Source organism: Staphylococcus aureus, from assembly GCF_001027105.1.
Taxonomy (GTDB): Bacteria; Bacillota; Bacilli; order Staphylococcales; family Staphylococcaceae; genus Staphylococcus; species Staphylococcus aureus.
In genome coordinates this window covers 497,809-522,996 of the sequence record NZ_CP011526.1, presented here as the reverse complement: position 1 = coordinate 522,996, position 25,188 = coordinate 497,809, and the positions used below count along the sequence as shown (strand labels likewise).

The window sequence follows — 25,188 nt, the reverse complement described above, 5'->3', positions numbered from 1 at the left end:
TTATTAGATTGTTTCGTTGATGGATACTTTCACGAATTTCTATAGTTCAATGCTACTAAAAAAACAGCCCAAAACTTTAATTTGTTTTGGACTGTTTTATAATTATGCTTGCGATGGTGTTTTAGTTTCTGAAGTTTGTTCAGCAATGTCATATTTAAACTCTTTACCATCATGATCTACTGTAACTTTCTTACCTTCAATTTGATTACCATCTAATATTAATTCACTTAAATTATCTTCGATAGTTTTTTGTATCGCTCTAATTAATGGTCTTGCACCATATTCTGGATCATATCCTTCTTCTGCGATTTTGTCTTTCGCTTTATCAGTTACAATAATATTTATGTTTTGTTCAGATAATCGATTTGTTAATTTATTAACCATCATTGTTACAATTTCTTTTAATTCTTCTTTTGTTAGTTTATGGAATACAATGATATCATCTACACGGTTTAAAAATTCTGGACGGAATGAATTTTTTAATTCTTTTAACATCGTTTTTCGAATTGTTTCATAATCTTGTCCATCACTTGAACCACCGAATCCAGCAAATCGTTGATCTTGTAATTCTTGTGCCCCAACGTTTGATGTCATTATGATAATTGTATTTCTGAAATCAACTGTACGTCCTTTTGTATCTGTCAAATGTCCATCATCTAAAACTTGTAATAGAATATTAAATACATCTGGATGAGCTTTTTCAATTTCATCAAATAAAATTACAGAATATGGTTTACGTCTAACTTTTTCAGTTAATTGTCCACCATCATCATGACCAACATATCCTGGAGGAGCACCAACTAATCGGCTCACTGCGTGTTTTTCCATAAATTCACTCATGTCTACACGGATCATCGCATCATCATCGCCAAACATTGATTCAGCTAAAGCTCTAGCTAATTCAGTTTTACCAACACCAGTTGGTCCAAGGAAGATAAAGCTACCAATTGGTCGTTTAGGATCTTTTAACCCTGCACGGGCACGTCTAACCGCTTTACTGATTGAATTAACAGCATCTTTTTGCCCAATAACTCTCTCATGTAATGTATCTTCTAGACTAAGAAGTTTTTCAGATTCTGTTTCATTGATTTTAGTTAATGGGATACCTGTCCATCCTGCAATAACTTCAGCAATATCTTCTTCTGACAATGAAGTTGACATACCATTTTGTGCATTCTTCCATTCATTTTTAGCTTCTTCATATTGCTTTTCAAGTTTTGTTTGTTTATCACGCAGGTTAGCAGCATTTTCAAACTCTTGAGCATGTACTGCGGCATCTTTTTCATTTTTAACTTTTTCAATTTCTTGTTCAATTTCTTTTAAATTATTAGGTGTCGTATGACTCTTAAGTCTTACTTTAGAACTTGCTTCATCAATTAAATCAATTGCTTTATCTGGTAAGAAACGATCTGAAACGTATCTGTTACTTAATTTAACAGCTGCTTCAATAGCTTCGTCTGAAATATTAATACGATGGTGTGCTTCGTAACGATCTCTTAATCCTTTTAAAATAGCAACTGTATCTACTACTGAAGGTTCATCAACTTGTACAGGTTGGAAACGACGTTCTAAAGCCGCGTCTTTTTCAATATTTTTGCGATATTCATCTAATGTAGTAGCACCAATACATTGTAATTCACCACGTGCTAATGCCGGCTTCAAAATATTCGAAGCATCGATAGCACCTTCAGCACCACCAGCACCAACTAAAGTATGCAACTCATCAATAAATAGGATGACATTACCTGCTTGTTGGATTTCTTCCATAACCTTTTTCAGACGCTCTTCAAATTCACCACGATATTTAGTACCTGCAACTACTGTTCCCATATCTAAAGACATAACACGCTTATCTTTTAATGTCTCTGGTACCTCATTATTCACTATGGCTTGCGCTAAACCTTCAGCAATAGCAGTTTTACCAACACCTGGCTCTCCAATAAGCACAGGATTGTTTTTCGTACGTCTACTTAATACTTCAATTACACGTGTAATTTCTTTATCACGTCCTATAACAGGATCTAATGTACCGTCTTTGGCAATGACTGTTAAGTCACGAGCTAAACTATCTAAAGTTGGAGTATTATTTGACTTACTAGCTTGTGCATTTTTATTACTCATTTCAGGGTTTCCTAAAGCTTTCACAACTTGTGCACGTGCTTTAGTAATATTTAAATCTAGATTTGCAAAAACTCTTGCTGCAACACCTTCATTTTCACGAATCAAGCCTAATAAAATATGTTCCGTTCCAACAAAATTGTGATGTAATTTTCTAGCTTCATCCATCGATAATTCAATGACTTTTTTAGCTCTAGGTGTATAATGCAATGTACCAACATGATCTTGACCATGTCCGATTAATTTTTCAACTTCTTCAATTACTTTATCTTCAGTGATATTAAAACTTTCTAATACTTTTGCAGCAATTCCTTCAGGTTCTTTCATTAACCCCAATAATAGGTGTTCTGTTCCTATATTTGAATGATTTAAACGAATTGCTTCTTCTTGGGCATGTGCTAATACGCGCTGTGCACGCTCAGTTAATCTACCAAATAACATAAATAATGACCTCCTACTTTATATGTTCTCTTAGTATATCTGCTCGTTTTTCTTTTACAGATTTGTCATCTTCTTCATCTAATAAAAATGGTGACTGTATAGCTACCATCAATTCATTAAATTTAAAGTTTTGTAATTCAATGTAATTTAAATCTATACCAAGTTTAACTTCGCTTAATCTATAAGAAGCCTCTTCCATAGTTATCATTCTACAGTTTTGTAAAATACCTAGCGAGCGAAAAACACGGTCTTGTGTTTCTAATTGATTATAAGTGTCTAACTTTTGTCGTATTTGTTTTTCTTCATGAATGATTTGATTAACAACTTCTGTTAATGTTTCTATGATTTCTAACTCAGATTTACCAAGTGTAAGTTGGTTGGATACTTGATAAGTATGTCCATAAACTTGCGAACCTTCACCGTAAATACCTCTGATTGTATATCCAAAACGATTAATGGTTTGAGCAATCCGTGTCATTCTTTTCATAATAGATAGACCTGGCAAATGTAGCATCACGCTTGCTCTCATACCAGTACCTATATTGGTAGGACATGTAGTTAAATAACCAAGTTGTTCATCATAACTTATATCAAGGCTTCGATCTAATTCATCATCAATTGATGAAGCTTGATTATATAAAGCCTGTAATGTCGTGTCAGTTCCCATAGCTTGAATACGAATATGGTCCTCTTCATTTATCATGACACTTAAAGATTCATCGTCATTCACTAATACTGCGGCTGCTGGTTGTTTTATTAGTTCAGGACTAATCAAATGCTTTGCAACCATTTTCATTTTACTTTGTTGATCCATTTGATCAAGACGCATTAATTCAAAGTTTGGCAAGGCATCTTGTACCTCATTTATAACTCTAAATCCATCATTTTCAGTAGCATACATTAGTGGATGCACATGATTTTCTAAATTACGCGCTAACCGAATTCTAGAAGACATAACAATTGGTGTTTCTTCATTACTTTTCATCCATTGGCTGATATTATCATGAATATTATGCGTCATCATGTTGCACCTCACTCTCAGCTTTTAGTGCTTTAATTTCATCTCTAACAATGGCTGCTTCCTCAAAATCTTGGATTTCAATAAGTTTTTTCAAATATTCATTCTTTTCTTCGATTTTTCGCTTTAAAGCTATCTTTTTATGTGAAGAATGTGGTGTCTTTCCAACGTGCTCAAATTGTCCACCTTGAACTCTGCGGACGATATCAATGATGTCATCTTTAAATGTTGCATAACAATTAGCACACCCAAATTTACCAACATGTGCAATATCTTTCAAAGTCATATGACATGATGGGCAACGTTTTTCTTCTTTAAACGCTACTTCTTGAAAATTAATTCCATGTTTCGTAGCTAAATGTTGTAAAATTTGCTTAACAACAAATGCTTCTTCGAAATTATCTTGATGTTCTTGATATTCAGGTTGTTCATTAGCTTGATTCCACGGATGGTGCCCCTCAGCACAAGTTTGACACACCATTTTTTCTTCTGTTTTATTTTTACTTGTAACTTTAACTTTTAATTCCGCTTCATTAAGTTGACAATTTTCACAAAGCACTTCAACACCTCATTTCATTTAGTAATAATTTATAACTGGTAACAAACGTTTTAAAATATTTGCTCTAATAATATCTCTAGAAACCATATCCATTGATAGCGTTTCTCTATCAATAACTGCTTGAATCATTTTAGCTTCACGTTCATTTATTAACATTTTATCTAAAAGCCCATCAATAATATAATAAGCTTGTTGTTGAGAAATAGAAGGTCCAATCAGCTGAAGCAAATGATTAATATAACCTGTTGCATCTTTATTTTCAATTTTAGTGATTCGGATGTAACCACCACCACCACGTTTACTTTCGATTTCATAACCATGTTCATTAGTGAATCGTGTTTTGATTACATAATTTAATTGTGATGGTACGCAATCAAAACGCTGTGCGATATTCGCTCTCTGAATTTCAACGACATCTTCATTCGACTCTTCAAATAAACGTTTGATGTATTGTTCTATGATGTCAGACATATTGTGCATGTATATCACCCCTTTTTGACCTTCTTTGACTATATTATATGACCTATTTTGACCTTTTTCAATTAATTTGTTTTTATATTTTCAAAAATTTATGATGTTAGCCCTTCCATTTTATTGTATGATAGATTGTAGAAAAAACTAAAGGAATGAGAAATATATGCATATTCTAATTGGGATTATCGGAATTATCTTCTTTTTAGCACTTGCGTTTCTATTTAGCTCAGACAGGAAAAATATTCGCTGGAAATATGTAGGAATTTTACTTGCAATTCAGCTTATCTTTGCATTTATCTTGCTTAAAACTACAATGGGAATCAAGGTTATTGGTGGTATTTCAAACGGTTTTAACTACTTATTATTAAAAGCAGCAGATGGTGTTAACTTTGTATTCGGTGGTATTCAATATATCGATCCTAAGCAACCACCATTCTTCTTCAGTGTATTATTACCTATCGTATTTATTTCAGCGATTATCGGTATCCTTCAATACACAAAGATTTTACCTTTAATCATTAATGTTTTAGGATTCTTAATTTCTAAAATTAATGGTATGGGACGTTTAGAATCATACAATGCAGTTGCTGCAGCAATTTTGGGACAATCTGAAGTATTTATTTCAATTAAAAAACAATTACCATACATACCTAAGCAACGTTTATACACATTAACAGCTTCAGCAATGTCGACTGTTTCTGCTTCAATTATCGGTGCATACTTTACCTTAATTGAACCTAAATATGTTGTAACGGCTGTTGTCTTAAACTTATTTGGTGGTTTCATCATCGCTTCAATTATTAACCCTTATAAAGTTAATGAAGAAGATGACAAATTATTAGTTGAAGAAACTGAAGAAAGACAACAATCATTCTTCGAAATGCTAGGAGAATATATTTTAGATGGATTTAAAGTAGCTGTCATTGTAGGCGCAATGTTAATCGGATACATTGCCATTATCGCTCTATTAAATGGAATTGTAAGCAATATCTTTAGTACAGTTTCAGGTGGCGCTATTTCTTGGGATTTCCAAACATTAATTGGTTTTGTCTTTGCACCATTTGCATTCTTAGTCGGTGTGCCATGGCAAGATGCAGTTCAAGCCGGTTCAGTTATGGCGACAAAACTATTATCTAACGAATTTGTAGCAATGCAAGCACTTGGTAAACTTAGTGATTTATCTGAACACGCAAAAGGTGTTACATCTGTATTCTTAGTATCATTTGCTAACTTTAGCTCTATCGGTATTATTTCAGGTGCGATTAAATCACTTAATGACAAAAAAGGAGATACAGTTGCCCGCTTTGGTTTGAAATTATTATTCGGTGCAACACTAGTATCTTTCATTTCAGCTGCAATCGCTGGATTCTTTATTTAACAAATACATCAACATCGAATTAACCCCTTCAAAATTTTGACTATTCTCAGTCTCTTTGAAGGGTTTTTTTCTTATGTATAGCTTTATTTTTTATCATTTTTAATTTTGACATAAAAAATAACTCCTCCAAAGCTAAGTTTGAAGGAGATATTTTCTTCTCAACAAATCTATAAATATCAATAATTCGTTGATTTAGCATACATTAAGCTATGCTTTTTTTACAATATGATTAATAAAGTAATCAGTTACTCTATAGTCATCTGTTAATTCAGGATGGAATGATACGCCTAAATATTTACCTTGCTGAACAGCTACAATTTTCTCATTAACCTTACATAGGATATCTACGCCTTGACCTACTTTTTCAATATGTGGGGCTCTTATAAAGACACCTTCAATATCTGTAGCGATACCTTTAATATCTAATTCTGTTTCAAAGCTGTCAACTTGTCTACCGAATGAGTTTCGTTGTACAGTAATATTCAACTTGTTAAGGTATCCTTCTTCACCAACTATATCTTGCGCTAGAACTATTAATCCTGCGCATGTACCAAACATAGGTAAAGTTGAATTTTGTAAAGCCTCTTTAAATCCATATAAATTCATTAATCGACGTAACGTTGTAGACTCGCCACCAGGTAATATTAAGCCCTCGATTTCTTCTAATTGTTCAACTTTTTTAACTGCAATACCTTCATGACCACTTAATTCAATATGTCTAATATGTTCACGTACTGCACCTTGTAATGCTAATACACCTATTTTCATATCTTACCAACCACGCTCTTGCATACGTTCTTCTAATGATAATTGATTGATATCTAAACCTTTCATAGCAGTGCCAAGTTCACTTGCTAATCTTCCAATTAGTTCATAGTCTTGGTAATGTGTTGTTGCTTGAACAATTGCTTTAGCAAATTTTTCTGGATCTTCTGATTTAAAAATACCTGATCCAACGAATACACCGTCAGCACCTAATTCCATCATTAAAGCAGCATCTTGAGGAGTCGCAACGCCACCAGCTGCAAAGTTAACTACCGGTAAACGACCATTGTCTTTAATTTGTTTTAAAATTTCATAAGGCGCACCGATATCTTTCGCAAAAGTCATAATCTCATCATCATTCATTACAGTCAATCGACTAACTTCTGAATTAACTTGTCTCATATGTCTTACAGCTTCAACAATATTACCTGTACCTGGTTCACCTTTAGTACGTAACATAGCAGCACCTTCACCAATTCTACGCGCAGCTTCACCTAAATTACGACATCCACATACAAATGGTACTGTAAATTGATCTTTTCTTAAGTGATATTCCTCATCTGCTGGTGTTAACACTTCTGATTCATCAATATAGTCAACACCCATCGCCTCTAATACTCTTGCTTCAGTGATATGACCAATACGTGCTTTAGCCATGACTGGAATAGAAACAGCATTCATTACTTCTTCTACAATTTTAGGGTTTGCCATACGTGCAACACCACCAGCAGCTCTAATATCAGAAGGTACTCGTTCTAATGCCATAACTGCTACCGCGCCAGCTTCTTCTGCAATTCTTGCTTGCTCAGCATTAACGACATCCATAATAACGCCGCCTTTTTGCATTTCAGCCATACCTCTTTTGACTCTGTCTGATCCAATAATTTTACTCATTATACATAAAACCCCTTTTCAAGTTGATTAAATACATTGTAATGTATAAACTGATATTTAAAAAGGTACAAAATAAGATAAATTTAGGAGGTCAGTTATAAAATTGAAAAACACTTTATACCATCAACTTTATGAAAAATTAAAAAAACAAATAATTGAAGGTCAATTTAAAGAAGGCGATAAATTTTATTCTAAAAGACAATTAAGCAAACATTTATCTATTAGCCAAACAACCGTAGAGCATGCATATCAACTTCTATTAGACGAAGGTTACATTTATTCAAGACCTCGCTCTGGATATTTTGTGTCCGAAATTGAATCTTTAACAATTTTAAACAATCAACCTATCCCCTCTCTTTTTGATGATGATTCATATAAACCAAAAGCGAGTGATGAAGCTTATGATTATGCTTTTAATTTGGATGAAATAGATACGAAACATTTCCCTATAGAACTTTTCAGAAAGTATTCCAAAGATCTTTATGATACAAATCATTTAAATCAATTACGTAGAGGACATTTTCAAGGAGAATTACATTTGCGGTTTCAACTGGCATTTTATTTATTTACTAATCGTGGCGTAATTTGTGATCCTAATCAAATTATAATTGGCTCATCTACCGAACAATTAGTAAATCAATTAGTCGATTTACTTTATACTTCAACATTTATTATCGAAAAACCTAGTTATCCACCAATCAAAAATATTTTAGATAAAAAACAAGTTGAATATGAACAAATTGAAGTTGAAGATAATGGAATAAACGTAGATGAAGTTATTAAATCACAAAAAAATATAGTATATATAACGCCTTCCCATCAATTTCCAACTGGATATGTGATGGACTTAAAAAAACGAACTCAATTAATACAATGGGCTCAAGAAAAAGAAGAACGATTTATTATAGAAGATGATTATGATTCCGAGTTTAGATATTTCGGCAAACCCATTCCAGCAATTCAAGGTCTATATTCAAGAGGAGAAAAAGTGATTTATATCAGTACATTTTCAAAGTCTATTTTTCCTAGCTGTCGAGTTGCATATATGGTGTTACCCTATTCTATAATGAAAAAATATCATTCTCAAAATCACATTGAAGGCAACACTGTACCTGTTCATATGCAAAACCTTATTGCAACGTTTATATCTTCCGGTGGTTTTGAAAGGCATTTAAATAAAATGAGACGAATTTATCGTAGAAAACTAACCTATATTTTAAAAAGATTGAAACCTTACAAAGAGCAGCTTGATATTCAAGGTGCTGAAACGGGTATGCATTTTACAATTACAGTAAAAAATGGATTAACATTACAAGAGTGTCTTGATAGAGCAAACAAAGTAAAGTTAAAATTACAAGTTTATAATTTTGATGATGATCAAGACTATAAGAAAACCCCTAAATTTATATTAGGCTTTGGCGGTATAGACGATGATGCTTTAAAACCGCATGTAGACGCTCTAATAAAATCATTAATTATAAAGTAACACTTCTTTGATAAAAGTTAGTGTTACTTATGCAATAGCTTGTCTATTGTATAATAATTAATTTCCTTTTTGTATTTCAATAAAGTATATAAAAGAGCAGTAAGATCATTTTCAATTAGATACCGTCTTACTGCTCTTCTCTATTTATACAATATTTTGTTTTCGATGATATCATTTTAAATTTATATAAACACAAAATTAAAGTTGTACATACTTAGACAATCGAAAGTGTACATTATTAAATTATCATTTCCAGTTCTACTCTAGCGGAACGTAAGTTGGCTACCATCCTCGCTAAGAACCTTTCTTGACTTGTGACAATCGCTTGCTTCTTTCCTCTCCTTCGGCTCTCACTTACTCATTTAGCTCTACTAAACTCGTTGCGTTCTTTTCTCGTTTCGTCAGATTCAAACGTTTTCACTTCGCCAAGCCATTTTTCTTTGTGTTTGCTTTTTATTTTGACGTTTTAGACATAAAAAAAAGAGACCTTGCGGTCTCAATGCGGCTCATCGCATCCATTTTTTGCCTGGCAACGTTCTACTCTAGCGGAACGTAAGTTCGACTACCATCGACGCTAAGGAGCTTAACTTCTGTGTTCGGCATGGGAACAGGTGTGACCTCCTTGCTATAGTCACCAGACATATGAATGTAATTTATACATTCAAAACTAGATAGTAAGTAAAAGTGATTTTGCTTCGCAAAACATTTATTTTGATTAAGTCTTCGATCGATTAGTATTCGTCAGCTCCACATGTCACCATGCTTCCACCTCGAACCTATTAACCTCATCATCTTTGAGGGATCTTATAACCGAAGTTGGGAAATCTCATCTTGAGGGGGGCTTCATGCTTAGATGCTTTCAGCACTTATCCCGTCCACACATAGCTACCCAGCTATGCCGTTGGCACGACAACTGGTACACCAGAGGTATGTCCATCCCGGTCCTCTCGTACTAAGGACAGCTCCTCTCAAATTTCCTACGCCCACGACGGATAGGGACCGAACTGTCTCACGACGTTCTGAACCCAGCTCGCGTACCGCTTTAATGGGCGAACAGCCCAACCCTTGGGACCGACTACAGCCCCAGGATGCGATGAGCCGACATCGAGGTGCCAAACCTCCCCGTCGATGTGAACTCTTGGGGGAGATAAGCCTGTTATCCCCGGGGTAGCTTTTATCCGTTGAGCGATGGCCCTTCCATGCGGAACCACCGGATCACTAAGTCCGTCTTTCGACCCTGCTCGACTTGTAGGTCTCGCAGTCAAGCTCCCTTATGCCTTTACACTCTATGAATGATTTCCAACCATTCTGAGGGAACCTTTGAGCGCCTCCGTTACCTTTTAGGAGGCGACCGCCCCAGTCAAACTGCCCGCCTGACACTGTCTCCCACCACGATAAGTGGTGCGGGTTAGAAAGCCAACACAGCTAGGGTAGTATCCCACCAGCGCCTCCACGTAAGCTAGCGCTCACGTTTCAAAGGCTCCTACCTATCCTGTACAAGCTGTGCCGAATTTCAATATCAGGCTACAGTAAAGCTCCACGGGGTCTTTCCGTCCTGTCGCGGGTAACCTGCATCTTCACAGGTACTATGATTTCACCGAGTCTCTCGTTGAGACAGTGCCCAAATCGTTACGCCTTTCGTGCGGGTCGGAACTTACCCGACAAGGAATTTCGCTACCTTAGGACCGTTATAGTTACGGCCGCCGTTTACTGGGGCTTCGATTCGTAGCTTCGCAGAAGCTAACCACTCCTCTTAACCTTCCAGCACCGGGCAGGCGTCAGCCCCTATACATCACCTTACGGTTTAGCAGAGACCTGTGTTTTTGATAAACAGTCGCTTGGGCCTATTCACTGCGGCTCTTCTGGGCGTTAACCCTAAAGAGCACCCCTTCTCCCGAAGTTACGGGGTCATTTTGCCGAGTTCCTTAACGAGAGTTCGCTCGCTCACCTTAGAATTCTCATCTTGACTACCTGTGTCGGTTTGCGGTACGGGCACCTATTTTCTATCTAGAGGCTTTTCTCGGCAGTGTGAAATCAACGACTCGAAGACACAATGTCTTCTCCCCATCACAGCTCAGCCTTAACGAGTACCGGATTTGCCTAATACTCAGCCTTACTGCTTAGACGTGCAATCCAATCGCACGCTTCGCCTATCCTACTGCGTCCCCCCATCGATTAAAACGATTATAGGTGGTACAGGAATATCAACCTGTTATCCATCGCCTACGCCTGTCGGCCTCAGCTTAGGACCCGACTAACCCAGAGCGGACGAGCCTTCCTCTGGAAACCTTAGTCAATCGGTGGACGGGATTCTCACCCGTCTTTCGCTACTCACACCGGCATTCTCACTTCTAAGCGCTCCACATGTCCTTACGATCATGCTTCAACGCCCTTAGAACGCTCTCCTACCATTGTCCAAAGGACAATCCACAGCTTCGGTAATATGTTTAGCCCCGGTACATTTTCGGCGCAGTGTCACTCGACTAGTGAGCTATTACGCACTCTTTAAATGATGGCTGCTTCTAAGCCAACATCCTAGTTGTCTGGGCAACGCCACATCCTTTTCCACTTAACATATATTTTGGGACCTTAGCTGGTGGTCTGGGCTGTTTCCCTTTCGAACACGGACCTTATCACCCATGTTCTGACTCCCAAGTTAAATTAATTGGCATTCGGAGTTTGTCTGAATTCGGTAACCCGAGAGGGGCCCCTCGTCCAAACAGTGCTCTACCTCCAATAATCATCACTTGAGGCTAGCCCTAAAGCTATTTCGGAGAGAACCAGCTATCTCCAGGTTCGATTGGAATTTCTCCGCTACCCTCAGTTCATCCGCTCACTTTTCAACGTAAGTCGGTTCGGTCCTCCATTCAGTGTTACCTGAACTTCAACCTGACCAAGGGTAGATCACCTGGTTTCGGGTCTACGACCAAATACTAAACGCCCTATTCAGACTCGCTTTCGCTACGGCTCCACATTTACTGCTTAACCTTGCATCAAATCGTAACTCGCCGGTTCATTCTACAAAAGGCACGCCATCACCCATTAACGGGCTCTGACTACTTGTAAGCACACGGTTTCAGGTTCTATTTCACTCCCCTTCCGGGGTGCTTTTCACCTTTCCCTCACGGTACTGGTTCACTATCGGTCACTAGAGAGTATTTAGCCTTAGGAGATGGTCCTCCCAGATTCCGACGGAATTTCACGTGCTCCGTCGTACTCAGGATCCACTCAAGAGAGACAACATTTTCGACTACAGGATTATTACCTTCTTTGATTCATCTTTCCAGATGATTCGTCTAATGTCGTCCTTTGTAACTCCGTATAGAGTGTCCTACAACCCCAACAAGCAAGCTTGTTGGTTTGGGCTCTTCCCGTTTCGCTCGCCGCTACTAAGGGAATCGAATTTTCTTTCTCTTCCTCCGGGTACTAAGATGTTTCAGTTCTCCGGGTGTGCCTTCTGATATGCTATGTATTCACATATCGATAACATGACATAACTCATGCTGGGTTTCCCCATTCGGAAATCTCTGGATCAAAGCTTACTTACAGCTCCCCAAAGCATATCGTCGTTAGTAACGTCCTTCATCGGCTTCTAGTGCCAAGGCATCCACCGTGCGCCCTTAATAACTTAATCTATGTTTCCATCCTACAGGAAACGCGTTATTAATCTTGTGAGTGTTCTTTCGAACACTAGCGATTATTTCTTATGAATTCAAGCTTATTTAAAACTCTTTATTCACTCGGTTTTGCTTGGTAAAATCTATATTTTACTTACTTATCTAGTTTTCAATGTACAATTTCTTTTTAGTCAAGCGCTCGCATAAGCAATATCACTTTAACCAAAAAATATTTGAATGTTAAATAAACATTCAAAACTGAATACAATATGTCACATTATTCCGCATCTTCTGAAGAAGATGTTCCGAATATATCCTTAGAAAGGAGGTGATCCAGCCGCACCTTCCGATACGGCTACCTTGTTACGACTTCACCCCAATCATTTGTCCCACCTTCGACGGCTAGCTCCTAAAAGGTTACTCCACCGGCTTCGGGTGTTACAAACTCTCGTGGTGTGACGGGCGGTGTGTACAAGACCCGGGAACGTATTCACCGTAGCATGCTGATCTACGATTACTAGCGATTCCAGCTTCATGTAGTCGAGTTGCAGACTACAATCCGAACTGAGAACAACTTTATGGGATTTGCTTGACCTCGCGGTTTCGCTGCCCTTTGTATTGTCCATTGTAGCACGTGTGTAGCCCAAATCATAAGGGGCATGATGATTTGACGTCATCCCCACCTTCCTCCGGTTTGTCACCGGCAGTCAACTTAGAGTGCCCAACTTAATGATGGCAACTAAGCTTAAGGGTTGCGCTCGTTGCGGGACTTAACCCAACATCTCACGACACGAGCTGACGACAACCATGCACCACCTGTCACTTTGTCCCCCGAAGGGGAAGGCTCTATCTCTAGAGTTGTCAAAGGATGTCAAGATTTGGTAAGGTTCTTCGCGTTGCTTCGAATTAAACCACATGCTCCACCGCTTGTGCGGGTCCCCGTCAATTCCTTTGAGTTTCAACCTTGCGGTCGTACTCCCCAGGCGGAGTGCTTAATGCGTTAGCTGCAGCACTAAGGGGCGGAAACCCCCTAACACTTAGCACTCATCGTTTACGGCGTGGACTACCAGGGTATCTAATCCTGTTTGATCCCCACGCTTTCGCACATCAGCGTCAGTTACAGACCAGAAAGTCGCCTTCGCCACTGGTGTTCCTCCATATCTCTGCGCATTTCACCGCTACACATGGAATTCCACTTTCCTCTTCTGCACTCAAGTTTTCCAGTTTCCAATGACCCTCCACGGTTGAGCCGTGGGCTTTCACATCAGACTTAAAAAACCGCCTACGCGCGCTTTACGCCCAATAATTCCGGATAACGCTTGCCACCTACGTATTACCGCGGCTGCTGGCACGTAGTTAGCCGTGGCTTTCTGATTAGGTACCGTCAAGATGTGCACAGTTACTTACACATATGTTCTTCCCTAATAACAGAGTTTTACGATCCGAAGACCTTCATCACTCACGCGGCGTTGCTCCGTCAGGCTTTCGCCCATTGCGGAAGATTCCCTACTGCTGCCTCCCGTAGGAGTCTGGACCGTGTCTCAGTTCCAGTGTGGCCGATCACCCTCTCAGGTCGGCTATGCATCGTTGCCTTGGTAAGCCGTTACCTTACCAACTAGCTAATGCAGCGCGGATCCATCTATAAGTGACAGCAAGACCGTCTTTCACTTTTGAACCATGCGGTTCAAAATATTATCCGGTATTAGCTCCGGTTTCCCGAAGTTATCCCAGTCTTATAGGTAGGTTATCCACGTGTTACTCACCCGTCCGCCGCTAACATCAGAGAAGCAAGCTTCTCGTCCGTTCGCTCGACTTGCATGTATTAGGCACGCCGCCAGCGTTCATCCTGAGCCAGGATCAAACTCTCCATAAAAATTATGATGTTTGATTAGCTCATAAATACTAAATAATGTTTGTAACTTATAGTTACGTTTTTTGGAATTAACGTTGACATATTGTCATTCAGTTTTCAATGTTCATTTTTCTTACCGACAAGAATTAATTATACATTTTATTAACATTTAAGTCAATAACTTTTTTTATCTTGTCCATTTTATTTTTTAACCAAAATTTGATTAAAAAACTGCCTGGCAACGTTCTACTCTAGCGGAACGTAAGTTCGACTACCATCGACGCTAAGGAGCTTAACTTCTGTGTTCGGCATGGGAACAGGTGTGACCTCCTTGCTATAGTCACCAGACATATGAATGTAATTTATACATTCAAAACTAGATAGTAAGTAAAAGTGATTTTGCTTCGCAAAACATTTATTTTGATTAAGTCTTCGATCGATTAGTATTCGTCAGCTCCACATGTCACCATGCTTCCACCTCGAACCTATTAACCTCATCATCTTTGAGGGATCTTATAACCGAAGTTGGGAAATCTCATCTTGAGGGGGGCTTCATGCTTAGATGCTTTCAGCACTTATCCCGTCCACACATAGCTACCCAGCTATGCCGTTGGCACGACAACTGGTACACCAGAGGTATGTCCATCCCGGTCCTCTCGTACTAAGGACAGCTCCTCTCAAATTTCCTACGCCCACGACGGATAGGGACCGAACTGTCTCACGACGTTCTGAACCCAGCTCGCGTACCGCTTTAATGGGCGAACAGCCCAACCCTTGGGACCGACTACAGCCCCAGGATGCGATGAGCCGACATCGAGGTGCCAAACCTCCCCGTCGATGTGAACTCTTGGGGGAGATAAGCCTGTTATCCCCGGGGTAGCTTTTATCCGTTGAGCGATGGCCCTTCCATGCGGAACCACCGGATCACTAAGTCCGTCTTTCGACCCTGCTCGACTTGTAGGTCTCGCAGTCAAGCTCCCTTATGCCTTTACACTCTATGAATGATTTCCAACCATTCTGAGGGAACCTTTGAGCGCCTCCGTTACCTTTTAGGAGGCGACCGCCCCAGTCAAACTGCCCGCCTGACACTCTCTCCCACCACGATAAGTGGTGCGGGTTAGAAAGCCAACACAGCTAGGGTAGTATCCCACCAGCGCCTCCACGTAAGCTAGCGCTCACGTTTCAAAGGCTCCTACCTATCCTGTACAAGCTGTGCCGAATTTCAATATCAGGCTACAGTAAAGCTCCACGGGGTCTTTCCGTCCTGTCGCGGGTAACCTGCATCTTCACAGGTACTATGATTTCACCGAGTCTCTCGTTGAGACAGTGCCCAAATCGTTACGCCTTTCGTGCGGGTCGGAACTTACCCGACAAGGAATTTCGCTACCTTAGGACCGTTATAGTTACGGCCGCCGTTTACTGGGGCTTCGATTCGTAGCTTCGCAGAAGCTAACCACTCCTCTTAACCTTCCAGCACCGGGCAGGCGTCAGCCCCTATACATCACCTTACGGTTTAGCAGAGACCTGTGTTTTTGATAAACAGTCGCTTGGGCCTATTCACTGCGGCTCTTCTGGGCGTTAACCCTAAAGAGCACCCCTTCTCCCGAAGTTACGGGGTCATTTTGCCGAGTTCCTTAACGAGAGTTCGCTCGCTCACCTTAGAATTCTCATCTTGACTACCTGTGTCGGTTTGCGGTACGGGCACCTATTTTCTATCTAGAGGCTTTTCTCGGCAGTGTGAAATCAACGACTCGAAGACACAATGTCTTCTCCCCATCACAGCTCAGCCTTAACGAGTACCGGATTTGCCTAATACTCAGCCTTACTGCTTAGACGTGCAATCCAATCGCACGCTTCGCCTATCCTACTGCGTCCCCCCATCGATTAAAACGATTATAGGTGGTACAGGAATATCAACCTGTTATCCATCGCCTACGCCTGTCGGCCTCAGCTTAGGACCCGACTAACCCAGAGCGGACGAGCCTTCCTCTGGAAACCTTAGTCAATCGGTGGACGGGATTCTCACCCGTCTTTCGCTACTCACACCGGCATTCTCACTTCTAAGCGCTCCACATGTCCTTACGATCATGCTTCAACGCCCTTAGAACGCTCTCCTACCATTGTCCAAAGGACAATCCACAGCTTCGGTAATATGTTTAGCCCCGGTACATTTTCGGCGCAGTGTCACTCGACTAGTGAGCTATTACGCACTCTTTAAATGATGGCTGCTTCTAAGCCAACATCCTAGTTGTCTGGGCAACGCCACATCCTTTTCCACTTAACATATATTTTGGGACCTTAGCTGGTGGTCTGGGCTGTTTCCCTTTCGAACACGGACCTTATCACCCATGTTCTGACTCCCAAGTTAAATTAATTGGCATTCGGAGTTTGTCTGAATTCGGTAACCCGAGAGGGGCCCCTCGTCCAAACAGTGCTCTACCTCCAATAATCATCACTTGAGGCTAGCCCTAAAGCTATTTCGGAGAGAACCAGCTATCTCCAGGTTCGATTGGAATTTCTCCGCTACCCTCAGTTCATCCGCTCACTTTTCAACGTAAGTCGGTTCGGTCCTCCATTCAGTGTTACCTGAACTTCAACCTGACCAAGGGTAGATCACCTGGTTTCGGGTCTACGACCAAATACTAAACGCCCTATTCAGACTCGCTTTCGCTACGGCTCCACATTTACTGCTTAACCTTGCATCAAATCGTAACTCGCCGGTTCATTCTACAAAAGGCACGCCATCACCCATTAACGGGCTCTGACTACTTGTAAGCACACGGTTTCAGGTTCTATTTCACTCCCCTTCCGGGGTGCTTTTCACCTTTCCCTCACGGTACTGGTTCACTATCGGTCACTAGAGAGTATTTAGCCTTAGGAGATGGTCCTCCCAGATTCCGACGGAATTTCACGTGCTCCGTCGTACTCAGGATCCACTCAAGAGAGACAACATTTTCGACTACAGGATTATTACCTTCTTTGATTCATCTTTCCAGATGATTCGTCTAATGTCGTCCTTTGTAACTCCGTATAGAGTGTCCTACAACCCCAACAAGCAAGCTTGTTGGTTTGGGCTCTTCCCGTTTCGCTCGCCGCTACTAAGGGAATCGAATTTTCTTTCTCTTCCTCCGGGTACTAAGATGTTTCAGTTCTCCGGGTGTGCCTTCTGATATGCTATGTATTCACATATCGATAACATGACATAACTCATGCTGGGTTTCCCCATTCGGAAATCTCTGGATCAAAGCTTACTTACAGCTCCCCAAAGCATATCGTCGTTAGTAACGTCCTTCATCGGCTTCTAGTGCCAAGGCATCCACCGTGCGCCCTTAATAACTTAATCTATGTTTCCACCATTTTTATAAGTCAAACGCTCACATACGGCTTCGTTTTCATTATTTTAAATGCTCATTTACATAAGTAAACTCTGCTTTAAAATAATTTAACTCATTGTCTGCTAAACGTTTTCTTTTATAAAAAGATTTAAACGCGTTATTAATCTTGTGAGTGTTCTTTCGAACACTAGCGATTATTTCTTATGAATTCAAGCTTATTTAAAACTCTTTATTCACTCGGTTTTGCTTGGTAAAATCTATATTTTACTTACTTATCTAGTTTTCAATGTACAAATAATGGTGGGCCTAAGTGGACTCGAACCACCGACCTCACGCTTATCAGGCGTGCGCTCTAACCAGCTGAGCTATAGGCCCATTTTTTTGAATGTTAAATAAACATTCAAAACTGAATACAATATGTCACGTTATTCCGCATCTTCTGAAGAAGATGTTCCGAATATATCCTTAGAAAGGAGGTGATCCAGCCGCACCTTCCGATACGGCTACCTTGTTACGACTTCACCCCAATCATTTGTCCCACCTTCGACGGCTAGCTCCTAAAAGGTTACTCCACCGGCTTCGGGTGTTACAAACTCTCGTGGTGTGACGGGCGGTGTGTACAAGACCCGGGAACGTATTCACCGTAGCATGCTGATCTACGATTACTAGCGATTCCAGCTTCATGTAGTCGAGTTGCAGACTACAATCCGAACTGAGAACAACTTTATGGGATTTGCTTGACCTCGCGGTTTCGCTGCCCTTTGTATTGTCCATTGTAGCACGTGTGTAGCCCAAATCATAAGGGGCATGATGATTTGACGTCATCCCCACCTTCCTCCGGTTTGTCACCGGCAGTCAACTTAGAGTGCCCAACTTAATGATGGCAACTAAGCTTAAGGGTTGCGCTCGTTGCGGGACTTAACCCAACATCTCACGACACGAGCTGACGACAACCATGCACCACCTGTCACTTTGTCCCCCGAAGGGGAAGGCTCTATCTCTAGAGTTGTCAAAGGATGTCAAGATTTGGTAAGGTTCTTCGCGTTGCTTCGAATTAAACCACATGCTCCACCGCTTGTGCGGGTCCCCGTCAATTCCTTTGAGTTTCAACCTTGCGGTCGTACTCCCCAGGCGGAGTGCTTAATGCGTTAGCTGCAGCACTAAGGGGCGGAAACCCCCTAACACTTAGCACTCATCGTTTACGGCGTGGACTACCAGGGTATCTAATCCTGTTTGATCCCCACGCTTTCGCACATCAGCGTCAGTTACAGACCAGAAAGTCGCCTTCGCCACTGGTGTTCCTCCATATCTCTGCGCATTTCACCGCTACACATGGAATTCCACTTTCCTCTTCTGCACTCAAGTTTTCCAGTTTCCAATGACCCTCCACGGTTGAGCCGTGGGCTTTCACATCAGACTTAAAAAACCGCCTACGCGCGCTTTACGCCCAATAATTCCGGATAACGCTTGCCACCTACGTATTACCGCGGCTGCTGGCACGTAGTTAGCCGTGGCTTTCTGATTAGGTACCGTCAAGATGTGCACAGTTACTTACACATATGTTCTTCCCTAATAACAGAGTTTTACGATCCGAAGACCTTCATCACTCACGCGGCGTTGCTCCGTCAGGCTTTCGCCCATTGCGGAAGATTCCCTACTGCTGCCTCCCGTAGGAGTCTGGACCGTGTCTCAGTTCCAGTGTGGCCGATCACCCTCTCAGGTCGGCTATGCATCGTTGCCTTGGTAAGCCGTTACCTTACCAACTAGCTAATGCAGCGCGGATCCATCTATAAGTGACAGCAAGACCGTCTTTCACTTTTGAACCATGCGGTTCAAAATATTATCCGGTATTAGCTCCGGTTTCCCGAAGTTATCCCAGTCTTATAGGTAGGTTATCCACGTGTTACTCACCCGTCCGCCGCTAACATCAGAGAAGCAAGCTTCTCGTCCGTTCGCTCGACTTGCATGTATTAGGCACGCCGCCAGCGTTCATCCTGAGCCAGGATCAAACTCTCCATAAAAATTATGATGTTTGATTAGCTCATAAATACTAAATAATGTTTGTAACTTATAGTTACGTTTTTTGGAATTAACGTTGACATATTGTCATTCAGTTTTCAATGTTCATCGTGTAAAAAATAAATGGTGGAGACTAGCGGGATCGAACCGCTGACCTCCTGCGTGCAAAGCAGGCGCTCTCCCAGCTGAGCTAAGCCCCCATAAAATGGAATTTAAGAAGTAATCGGGAAGACAGGATTCGAACCTGCGACCCCTTGGTCCCAAACCAAGTGCTCTACCAAGCTGAGCTACTTCCCGTTATTCAATTAATTTAAAAATGGCGCGCCCGATAGGAGTCGAACCCATAACCTCTTGATCCGTAGTCAAACGCTCTATCCAATTGAGCTACGGGCGCTAAAATGGTGCCGAGGACCGGAATCGAACCGGTACGGTGATCTCTCACCGCAGGATTTTAAGTCCTGTGCGTCTGCCAGTTCCGCCACCCCGGCAAAATAATGGAGCAGAAGACGGGATTCGAACCCGCGACCCCAACCTTGGCAAGGTTGTATTCTACCGCTGAACTACTTCTGCATTATTTTGCTAAATATAAAAATTAAATCGTAATGAGCCATAGAGGATTCGAACCTCTGACCCTCTGATTAAAAGTCAGATGCTCTACCAGCTGAGCTAATGGCTCAAAAGATGGTGCCGGCCAGAGGACTTGAACCCCCAACCTACTGATTACAAGTCAGTTGCTCTACCAATTGAGCTAGGCCGGCTATATCTAAGAATAAATGGTGGAGAATGACGGGTTCGAACCGCCGACCCTCTGCTTGTAAGGCAGATGCTCTCCCAGCTGAGCTAATTCTCCGATTTGTCATTTGCCTGGCAACGTTCTACTCTAGCGGAACGTAAGTTCGACTACCATCGACGCTAAGGAGCTTAACTTCTGTGTTCGGCATGGGAACAGGTGTGACCTCCTTGCTATAGTCACCAGACAAAATAACTTACTTATTCATGATACACGCTTAATTAATAAGGTGCAATAGTTAATTTTACACTTTGATGTAAACTTTGTCACATCAGCTTTTAGTGTGTTTCGTCTGTTTTTGACGACTTTTATATATTACTTCATTCAATTGATAAAGTCAACACTTTTAATCAACTTTTTTATTCTTCAAAACTGACATTTCTCGTGCCCTCTAATTCATAACACTTTTAGTATTCTATCATACACATATGTACAAAACCATACACATTCTATACAATTTTAAAGTACTTTTATAGCTGATTAAGATAAATTATACTAATATAGCAATTTTTGTTATAAGATATCTCAATGTCTATCGTTAACATTTCTCATCCGAACTACTCTATATACGTATCGTCATTTTCATCTATCAGCCAACTACCTTGTTTAACAGTCAAAAATAGCACCACTATCGTTAACTATTACTATCAAAAACATTCAAACACGAACTAATTACCATAATTAAGAAAGCCCTCGCATACACATGTTGTATACACGAGAGCTCTTACTAACAATCAACGTCATTTATTTTTGTCTCATATAAGGGAATAATAATACGTCTCTGATTGATGGAGAGTCAGTTAATAACATAACCAATCTGTCAATACCGATACCAAGACCACCTGTCGGAGGCATACCATATTCTAACGCTTCAATGTAATCTTCATCCATTTCATGCGCTTCATCATTACCTTGCGCTTTTTCAACAAGTTGCGCTTCAAAACGACCTTTTTGATCAATAGGATCATTTAATTCAGTAAATGCATTTGCATGCTCTCTACCTACAATGAACAATTCGAAACGATCAGTAAATCTAGGATCTTCAGGATTTTTCTTCGCTAAAGGTGAAATTTCAGTCGGATGACCATAGATAAACGTTGGCTGAATAAGTGTTTCTTCAACTTTTTGCTCAAAGAATTCATTTAAAATATGACCATATTTCATTGTATCTTTAATTTCAATACCATGTTCTTTAGCTAAAGCTTTAGCTTCTTCATCACTTTTAACTTCATAAAAATCTACACCAGTAGCTTCTTTTACAGCATCAACAATATGCAAACGAGTCCAAGCAGATTCTAAATCAATCGTTTCCCCATTGTATTGTACTTTTGCAGAACCTAACACTTCATTGGCAATATGTCTCACCATAGATTCTGTTAAATCCATAATGTCATGATAATCTGCATATGCTTCATATAATTCAATCATTGTGAATTCAGGGTTATGTCTAGTTGATACACCTTCATTACGGAATACTCTACCAATTTCATATACTTTTTCAAGTCCACCGACAATTAAACGTTTTAAATGCAACTCAATAGCAATACGCATGTATAACGTTGCATCTAATGCATTATGATGTGTTACAAATGGTCTAGCAGCTGCTCCACCAGCAATTTGGTGCATCATAGGTGTTTCTACTTCCAAGAAACCTTTATTATTTAAATAATTACGCATTTCTTGAATGATTTTACTACGATTAATAAATGTACGAGTGCTATCTTCGTTCGTAATTAAATCTAAATATCTTTGACGATATCTCTGTTCAATATCCTGTAAACCGTGGAATTTATCCGGTAATGGTCGCAATGATTTAGTTAGTAGCGTGAATTTCTTCGCTTTAACCGATAATTCGCCAGTATTTGTTTTGAACATTACACCTTCAACACCAACGATATCGCCTAAATCAGCATTTTTCCATAAATCAAATTCGTCATCGCCAACTTGATCTTTACGAACGTAAATTTGAATTTGTCCAGCTAAGTCCTGAACGTGTGCAAATCCTGCTTTACCTTTACCACGCTTAGTCATTAATCGTCCAGCTATAGCGACATGACTATCCGCTTCTTTTTCTACCAATTCTTCTTTAGAATACTGGTCCCACTCTTCTTTCAAATCACTAGATAAACCTGAACGGTCAAATTTAGAACCAAACGGGTCTATACCAAGATCATATAATTCTTGTAATTTTTGACGTCGAACCAACATTTGGTCATTCATTTCTTCTGACATAACTTTCTCTCCTTTAACTTGTTGTAATCCTTTAGTATTCCAACTGGTACACTCAAACATTTTCCTTTAAAGTTTTATAAAATATCAGACATTTTTGCTCAACATACATCTCTTTCGATGTTTCTAATACTTTATCATTAACCATTACACCTTAAAGTTATGATGTGGCATGTTTTCTTATATTCATAACATCAATTTTATCACTTTTTTAATTTTACAAGAGCTTGTAAATGTAATAAAGCAATTTCTGTTTTCGTTTATGAATTACTTATTCATTTAAAATACGATTATCATTAATACAACCCTAAGTAAATGTATAAAAATTATCTTCCACAAACTTCAACAAAAGCCTAAATAAATTACAGCAATTTATCAAATATTGCTTACTTTGATTTTATGAAATAACTTAATTCTAACACATACTAAATCATCATATACTAATTCGAAATCAAATGCATTTAGAGATAATCAAAATGCGGAAACATCTCCAATAATCAATAATCTATTCCCAATAAATATGAATGTTCTCAACAATACATTATTTATATCTCTTTACACTGTCATCGACAAAAACTAAATCTTTCACTTTCAATTTCGAACGTGGTTCTACGACATTTGCTGCTATATCATTTAATGGGATTAAAACAAATGCACGTTCATTCATTCTCGGATGTGGCACCGACAGTTTTGGTAAATCTATCATTTCTTCTCCATACAACAAAATATCCACATCTAAAGTTCTAGGACCCCATCGTTCCTTTCTAATACGGTGTAAACATTCTTCTGTCTTCAAACAACATTCCAACAGTTGTAATACTGTGAGTGTTGTTTGAATTTCAACACACAAATTTAAAAAGTTAGGTTGCTCAGTATACCCAACTGGTGCTGTTTCATAAATCGGAGAAATATTAGATACGTTAATACCATCATATTCATTCAAAATCTTTATAGCATCGTTTAACTGGCTTTCTCTATCACCAATATTACTACCTAATCCTAAGTATGCTTGAATCATTTATTCTCCCTCACTATTTCGATACCTACTCCATCATAATGACCCGGAATCGGTGGGTTTTCTTTAGTGATTCTCACTTTCGTTTCCATTACACGATTATATTGTGAATTTATACGATTTGCAATACGTTCAGCTAGATGCTCAAGTAAATTAACGGCCTTACCTTCCATAATTGATTTAACCTCTTCGAACACTTCACCATAATGAACTGTATCAATAACATTATCAGTACGCCCAGCTTCAGCTAAGTCTACTTTCAAAGTTACATCCACTTTGAAAATTTGCCCTATTTCATTTTCAGCTGATAAAGCACCATGATATCCATAAAAGCGCATACCTTTAAGAAAGATTGTGTCTTGCATTTTCATTCTCCTTTAAAAAATCTATACCTTTAGCTAATTTAGCATTCAACTCGACATTATGAACGCGTACTGCTCTAACGCCTTTCATAATACCATATGCAGTCGTAGCTGCAGTTACTTCATCTCTTTCAACCGGTGTTGTATCATAACCCATCATCTCTTTAGTGAAACGTTTCCGGCTTGTCGCTAATAAAACTGGATATTCTGTTGCAACAAGTTCATCCAGTCTTGCCATAACTTCGGCTTCTTCATTTCTAGTTTTAGCGAAACCTATACCTGGATCTAGCCAAATTTTATTTGAAGGTATACCAGCTATTTTAGCTTGATGTGCTTGTGCTAACAAAGATGTTAACATTTCTTCGACAACCGGTTCATCACGATTACCATTTCCATTATGCATTAAAATAATTTCCGCGTCATATTTAGCTACAATTTGGAACATACGATGATCATACAGACCCGCCCATTGATCATTAATCATATCAACGCCTAATTTTAAACATGCTTCAGCAACCTCACTTCGAAATGTATCGACTGAAATTTTTACATCAAAACCGACAATAGCTTCAACAACAGGTAATACTCTGTTCATCTCTTCTTCTAATGAAACCATTTCATGACCGGGTCTCGTTGAAACACCTCCAACATCTATAATGTCAGCACCTTCATCTATCATGGCTTTCACTCTATTTATAGCTGATTCAACATTATTAAATTTTCCACCATCTGAGAATGAATCAGGTGTGACGTTTAATATGCCCATAATTTTTGTTTTAGTCATGTTAACCACCCTTTAATTATGTATTGTTTAACTCTAATAAAATTTACTCCTG

The 25,188-nt window shown here is 39.6% G+C and carries 13 protein-coding genes, 9 tRNA genes and 7 rRNA genes; 2 read left to right on the top strand and 27 right to left on the bottom strand.

Going from position 1 to position 25,188, the window contains the following annotated elements; genetic code table 11:
• Nucleotides 1–102 precede the first annotated feature (102 nt).
• From AA076_RS02515 to AA076_RS02500, 4 genes are read right to left on the bottom strand one after another with little or no spacing between them, the layout of a single operon-like run.
• On the bottom strand, nucleotides 103–2,559 hold the full coding sequence (locus AA076_RS02515; RefSeq protein WP_000897132.1) for an ATP-dependent Clp protease ATP-binding subunit: 2,457 nt from the start codon (nucleotides 2,557–2,559) through the stop codon (nucleotides 103–105).
• Nucleotides 2,560–2,572: 13 nt separating this feature from the next.
• The gene (locus AA076_RS02510) at nucleotides 2,573–3,580 is read right to left on the bottom strand and encodes a protein arginine kinase (RefSeq protein WP_000149503.1); all 1,008 of its coding nucleotides are present in this window, start codon (nucleotides 3,578–3,580) and stop codon (nucleotides 2,573–2,575) included.
• A complete protein-coding gene (locus tag AA076_RS02505) occupies nucleotides 3,570–4,136 on the bottom strand; it encodes a UvrB/UvrC motif-containing protein (protein WP_000882069.1) in 567 nt (188 codons plus the stop codon). The genes AA076_RS02510 and AA076_RS02505 overlap by 11 nt, the downstream gene beginning before the upstream one ends.
• An 18-nt stretch (nucleotides 4,137–4,154) precedes the next feature.
• Complete coding sequence (locus tag AA076_RS02500; protein ID WP_000551762.1) at nucleotides 4,155–4,616, bottom strand: CtsR family transcriptional regulator; 462 nt, start codon at nucleotides 4,614–4,616, stop codon at nucleotides 4,155–4,157.
• Nucleotides 4,617–4,773: 157 nt separating this feature from the next.
• Between AA076_RS02500 and AA076_RS02495 the strand changes: the two genes are divergently transcribed.
• Nucleotides 4,774–5,988 (top strand): NupC/NupG family nucleoside CNT transporter, encoded by a 1,215-nt coding sequence (locus AA076_RS02495; protein ID WP_000547794.1) that lies wholly within the window; start codon nucleotides 4,774–4,776, stop codon nucleotides 5,986–5,988.
• A 207-nt stretch (nucleotides 5,989–6,195) separates the two neighbouring features.
• Here AA076_RS02495 and pdxT read toward each other — a convergent pair whose 3' ends face one another.
• Together pdxT and pdxS are read right to left on the bottom strand one after the other, a co-directional pair.
• Nucleotides 6,196–6,756, bottom strand: a complete 561-nt coding sequence (pdxT, locus tag AA076_RS02490; protein ID WP_000690439.1) for a pyridoxal 5'-phosphate synthase glutaminase subunit PdxT — start codon at nucleotides 6,754–6,756, stop codon at nucleotides 6,196–6,198.
• A 3-nt stretch (nucleotides 6,757–6,759) separates the two neighbouring features.
• Nucleotides 6,760–7,647 carry a pyridoxal 5'-phosphate synthase lyase subunit PdxS gene (gene pdxS / locus AA076_RS02485; RefSeq protein WP_000034728.1) on the bottom strand — a complete coding sequence of 296 codons (888 nt, stop codon included), beginning with the start codon at nucleotides 7,645–7,647 and terminating at the stop codon, nucleotides 6,760–6,762.
• Between the two features lie 103 nt (nucleotides 7,648–7,750).
• Here pdxS and pdxR point away from each other — a divergent pair, with 103 nt between their 5' ends.
• Complete coding sequence (pdxR, locus tag AA076_RS02480; protein WP_000799248.1) at nucleotides 7,751–9,133, top strand: MocR-like pyridoxine biosynthesis transcription factor PdxR; 1,383 nt, start codon at nucleotides 7,751–7,753, stop codon at nucleotides 9,131–9,133.
• A gap of 524 nt (nucleotides 9,134–9,657) precedes the next feature.
• On the opposite strand, the gene rrf (AA076_RS02475) is transcribed toward pdxR, so the two are convergent.
• The 21 genes from rrf (AA076_RS02475) to folP form a co-directional block, all read right to left on the bottom strand.
• A 5S ribosomal RNA gene (rrf, locus tag AA076_RS02475) occupies nucleotides 9,658–9,772 on the bottom strand.
• 72 nt (nucleotides 9,773–9,844) lie between these two features.
• A 23S ribosomal RNA gene (locus AA076_RS02470) occupies nucleotides 9,845–12,767 on the bottom strand.
• Between the two features lie 304 nt (nucleotides 12,768–13,071).
• Nucleotides 13,072–14,623, bottom strand: a 16S ribosomal RNA gene (locus tag AA076_RS02465).
• 212 nt (nucleotides 14,624–14,835) lie between these two features.
• Nucleotides 14,836–14,950, bottom strand: a 5S ribosomal RNA gene (rrf, locus tag AA076_RS02460).
• 72 nt (nucleotides 14,951–15,022) lie between these two features.
• Nucleotides 15,023–17,945 (bottom strand): 23S ribosomal RNA (locus AA076_RS02455).
• A gap of 290 nt (nucleotides 17,946–18,235) precedes the next feature.
• Nucleotides 18,236–18,312: transfer RNA gene (locus AA076_RS02450), tRNA-Ile, on the bottom strand.
• A gap of 94 nt (nucleotides 18,313–18,406) precedes the next feature.
• A 16S ribosomal RNA gene (locus AA076_RS02445) occupies nucleotides 18,407–19,958 on the bottom strand.
• 122 nt (nucleotides 19,959–20,080) lie between these two features.
• Nucleotides 20,081–20,156, bottom strand: a tRNA-Ala gene (locus tag AA076_RS02440).
• 23 nt (nucleotides 20,157–20,179) lie between these two features.
• Nucleotides 20,180–20,253, bottom strand: a tRNA-Pro gene (locus AA076_RS02435).
• Nucleotides 20,254–20,273: 20 nt separating this feature from the next.
• A tRNA-Arg gene (locus AA076_RS02430) sits at nucleotides 20,274–20,350 on the bottom strand.
• Nucleotides 20,351–20,355: 5 nt separating this feature from the next.
• A tRNA-Leu gene (locus AA076_RS02425) sits at nucleotides 20,356–20,444 on the bottom strand.
• Nucleotides 20,445–20,451: 7 nt separating this feature from the next.
• Nucleotides 20,452–20,526 (bottom strand) — tRNA-Gly (locus AA076_RS02420).
• Between the two features lie 33 nt (nucleotides 20,527–20,559).
• Nucleotides 20,560–20,632, bottom strand: a tRNA-Lys gene (locus AA076_RS02415).
• Nucleotides 20,633–20,638: 6 nt separating this feature from the next.
• Nucleotides 20,639–20,714: transfer RNA gene (locus AA076_RS02410), tRNA-Thr, on the bottom strand.
• A 16-nt stretch (nucleotides 20,715–20,730) separates the two neighbouring features.
• Nucleotides 20,731–20,806: transfer RNA gene (locus AA076_RS02405), tRNA-Val, on the bottom strand.
• A 12-nt stretch (nucleotides 20,807–20,818) separates the two neighbouring features.
• Nucleotides 20,819–20,933: ribosomal RNA gene (gene rrf / locus AA076_RS02400) — 5S ribosomal RNA — on the bottom strand.
• Together the 16S, 23S and 5S rRNA genes with 9 tRNA genes alongside form the textbook arrangement of a ribosomal RNA operon.
• A gap of 557 nt (nucleotides 20,934–21,490) precedes the next feature.
• A complete protein-coding gene (gene lysS, locus AA076_RS02395) occupies nucleotides 21,491–22,978 on the bottom strand; it encodes a lysine--tRNA ligase (RefSeq protein ID WP_001288202.1) in 1,488 nt (495 codons plus the stop codon).
• Between the two features lie 52 nt (nucleotides 22,979–23,030).
• Nucleotides 23,031–23,123 (bottom strand): hypothetical protein, encoded by a 93-nt coding sequence (locus tag AA076_RS14440; protein ID WP_001790128.1) that lies wholly within the window; start codon nucleotides 23,121–23,123, stop codon nucleotides 23,031–23,033.
• Nucleotides 23,124–23,516: 393 nt separating this feature from the next.
• Nucleotides 23,517–23,993, bottom strand: coding sequence for a 2-amino-4-hydroxy-6-hydroxymethyldihydropteridine diphosphokinase (gene folK / locus AA076_RS02385; RefSeq protein ID WP_000613716.1), 477 nt, complete (start codon nucleotides 23,991–23,993; stop codon nucleotides 23,517–23,519).
• The gene (folB, locus tag AA076_RS02380) at nucleotides 23,990–24,355 is read right to left on the bottom strand and encodes a dihydroneopterin aldolase (protein ID WP_001154302.1); all 366 of its coding nucleotides are present in this window, start codon (nucleotides 24,353–24,355) and stop codon (nucleotides 23,990–23,992) included. The genes folK and folB overlap by 4 nt, the downstream gene beginning before the upstream one ends.
• Entirely contained in the window at nucleotides 24,333–25,136 is an 804-nt protein-coding gene (folP, locus tag AA076_RS02375; protein WP_000167924.1) for a dihydropteroate synthase, read from the bottom strand. Before folP ends, folB begins: the two co-directional genes overlap by 23 nt.
• Nucleotides 25,137–25,188: the final 52 nt, after the last annotated feature.

Bases quoted from the DNA above. Each gene is read 5' to 3' on its own strand.
- AA076_RS02515 (WP_000897132.1), bottom strand. From the start codon at position 2,559: ATGTTATTTGGTAGATTAACTGAGCGTGCACAGCGCGTATTAGCACAT.
- AA076_RS02510 (WP_000149503.1), bottom strand. From the start codon at position 3,580: ATGACGCATAATATTCATGATAATATCAGCCAATGGATGAAAAGTAAT.
- AA076_RS02500 (WP_000551762.1), bottom strand. From the start codon at position 4,616: ATGCACAATATGTCTGACATCATAGAACAATACATCAAACGTTTATTT.
- AA076_RS02495 (WP_000547794.1), top strand. From the start codon at position 4,774: ATGCATATTCTAATTGGGATTATCGGAATTATCTTCTTTTTAGCACTT.
- pdxT (WP_000690439.1), bottom strand. From the start codon at position 6,756: ATGAAAATAGGTGTATTAGCATTACAAGGTGCAGTACGTGAACATATT.
- pdxS (WP_000034728.1), bottom strand. From the start codon at position 7,647: ATGAGTAAAATTATTGGATCAGACAGAGTCAAAAGAGGTATGGCTGAA.
- lysS (WP_001288202.1), bottom strand. From the start codon at position 22,978: ATGTCAGAAGAAATGAATGACCAAATGTTGGTTCGACGTCAAAAATTA.
- AA076_RS14440 (WP_001790128.1), bottom strand. From the start codon at position 23,123: ATGGTTAATGATAAAGTATTAGAAACATCGAAAGAGATGTATGTTGAG.
- folK (WP_000613716.1), bottom strand. From the start codon at position 23,993: ATGATTCAAGCATACTTAGGATTAGGTAGTAATATTGGTGATAGAGAA.
- folB (WP_001154302.1), bottom strand. From the start codon at position 24,355: ATGCAAGACACAATCTTTCTTAAAGGTATGCGCTTTTATGGATATCAT.
- folP (WP_000167924.1), bottom strand. From the start codon at position 25,136: ATGACTAAAACAAAAATTATGGGCATATTAAACGTCACACCTGATTCA.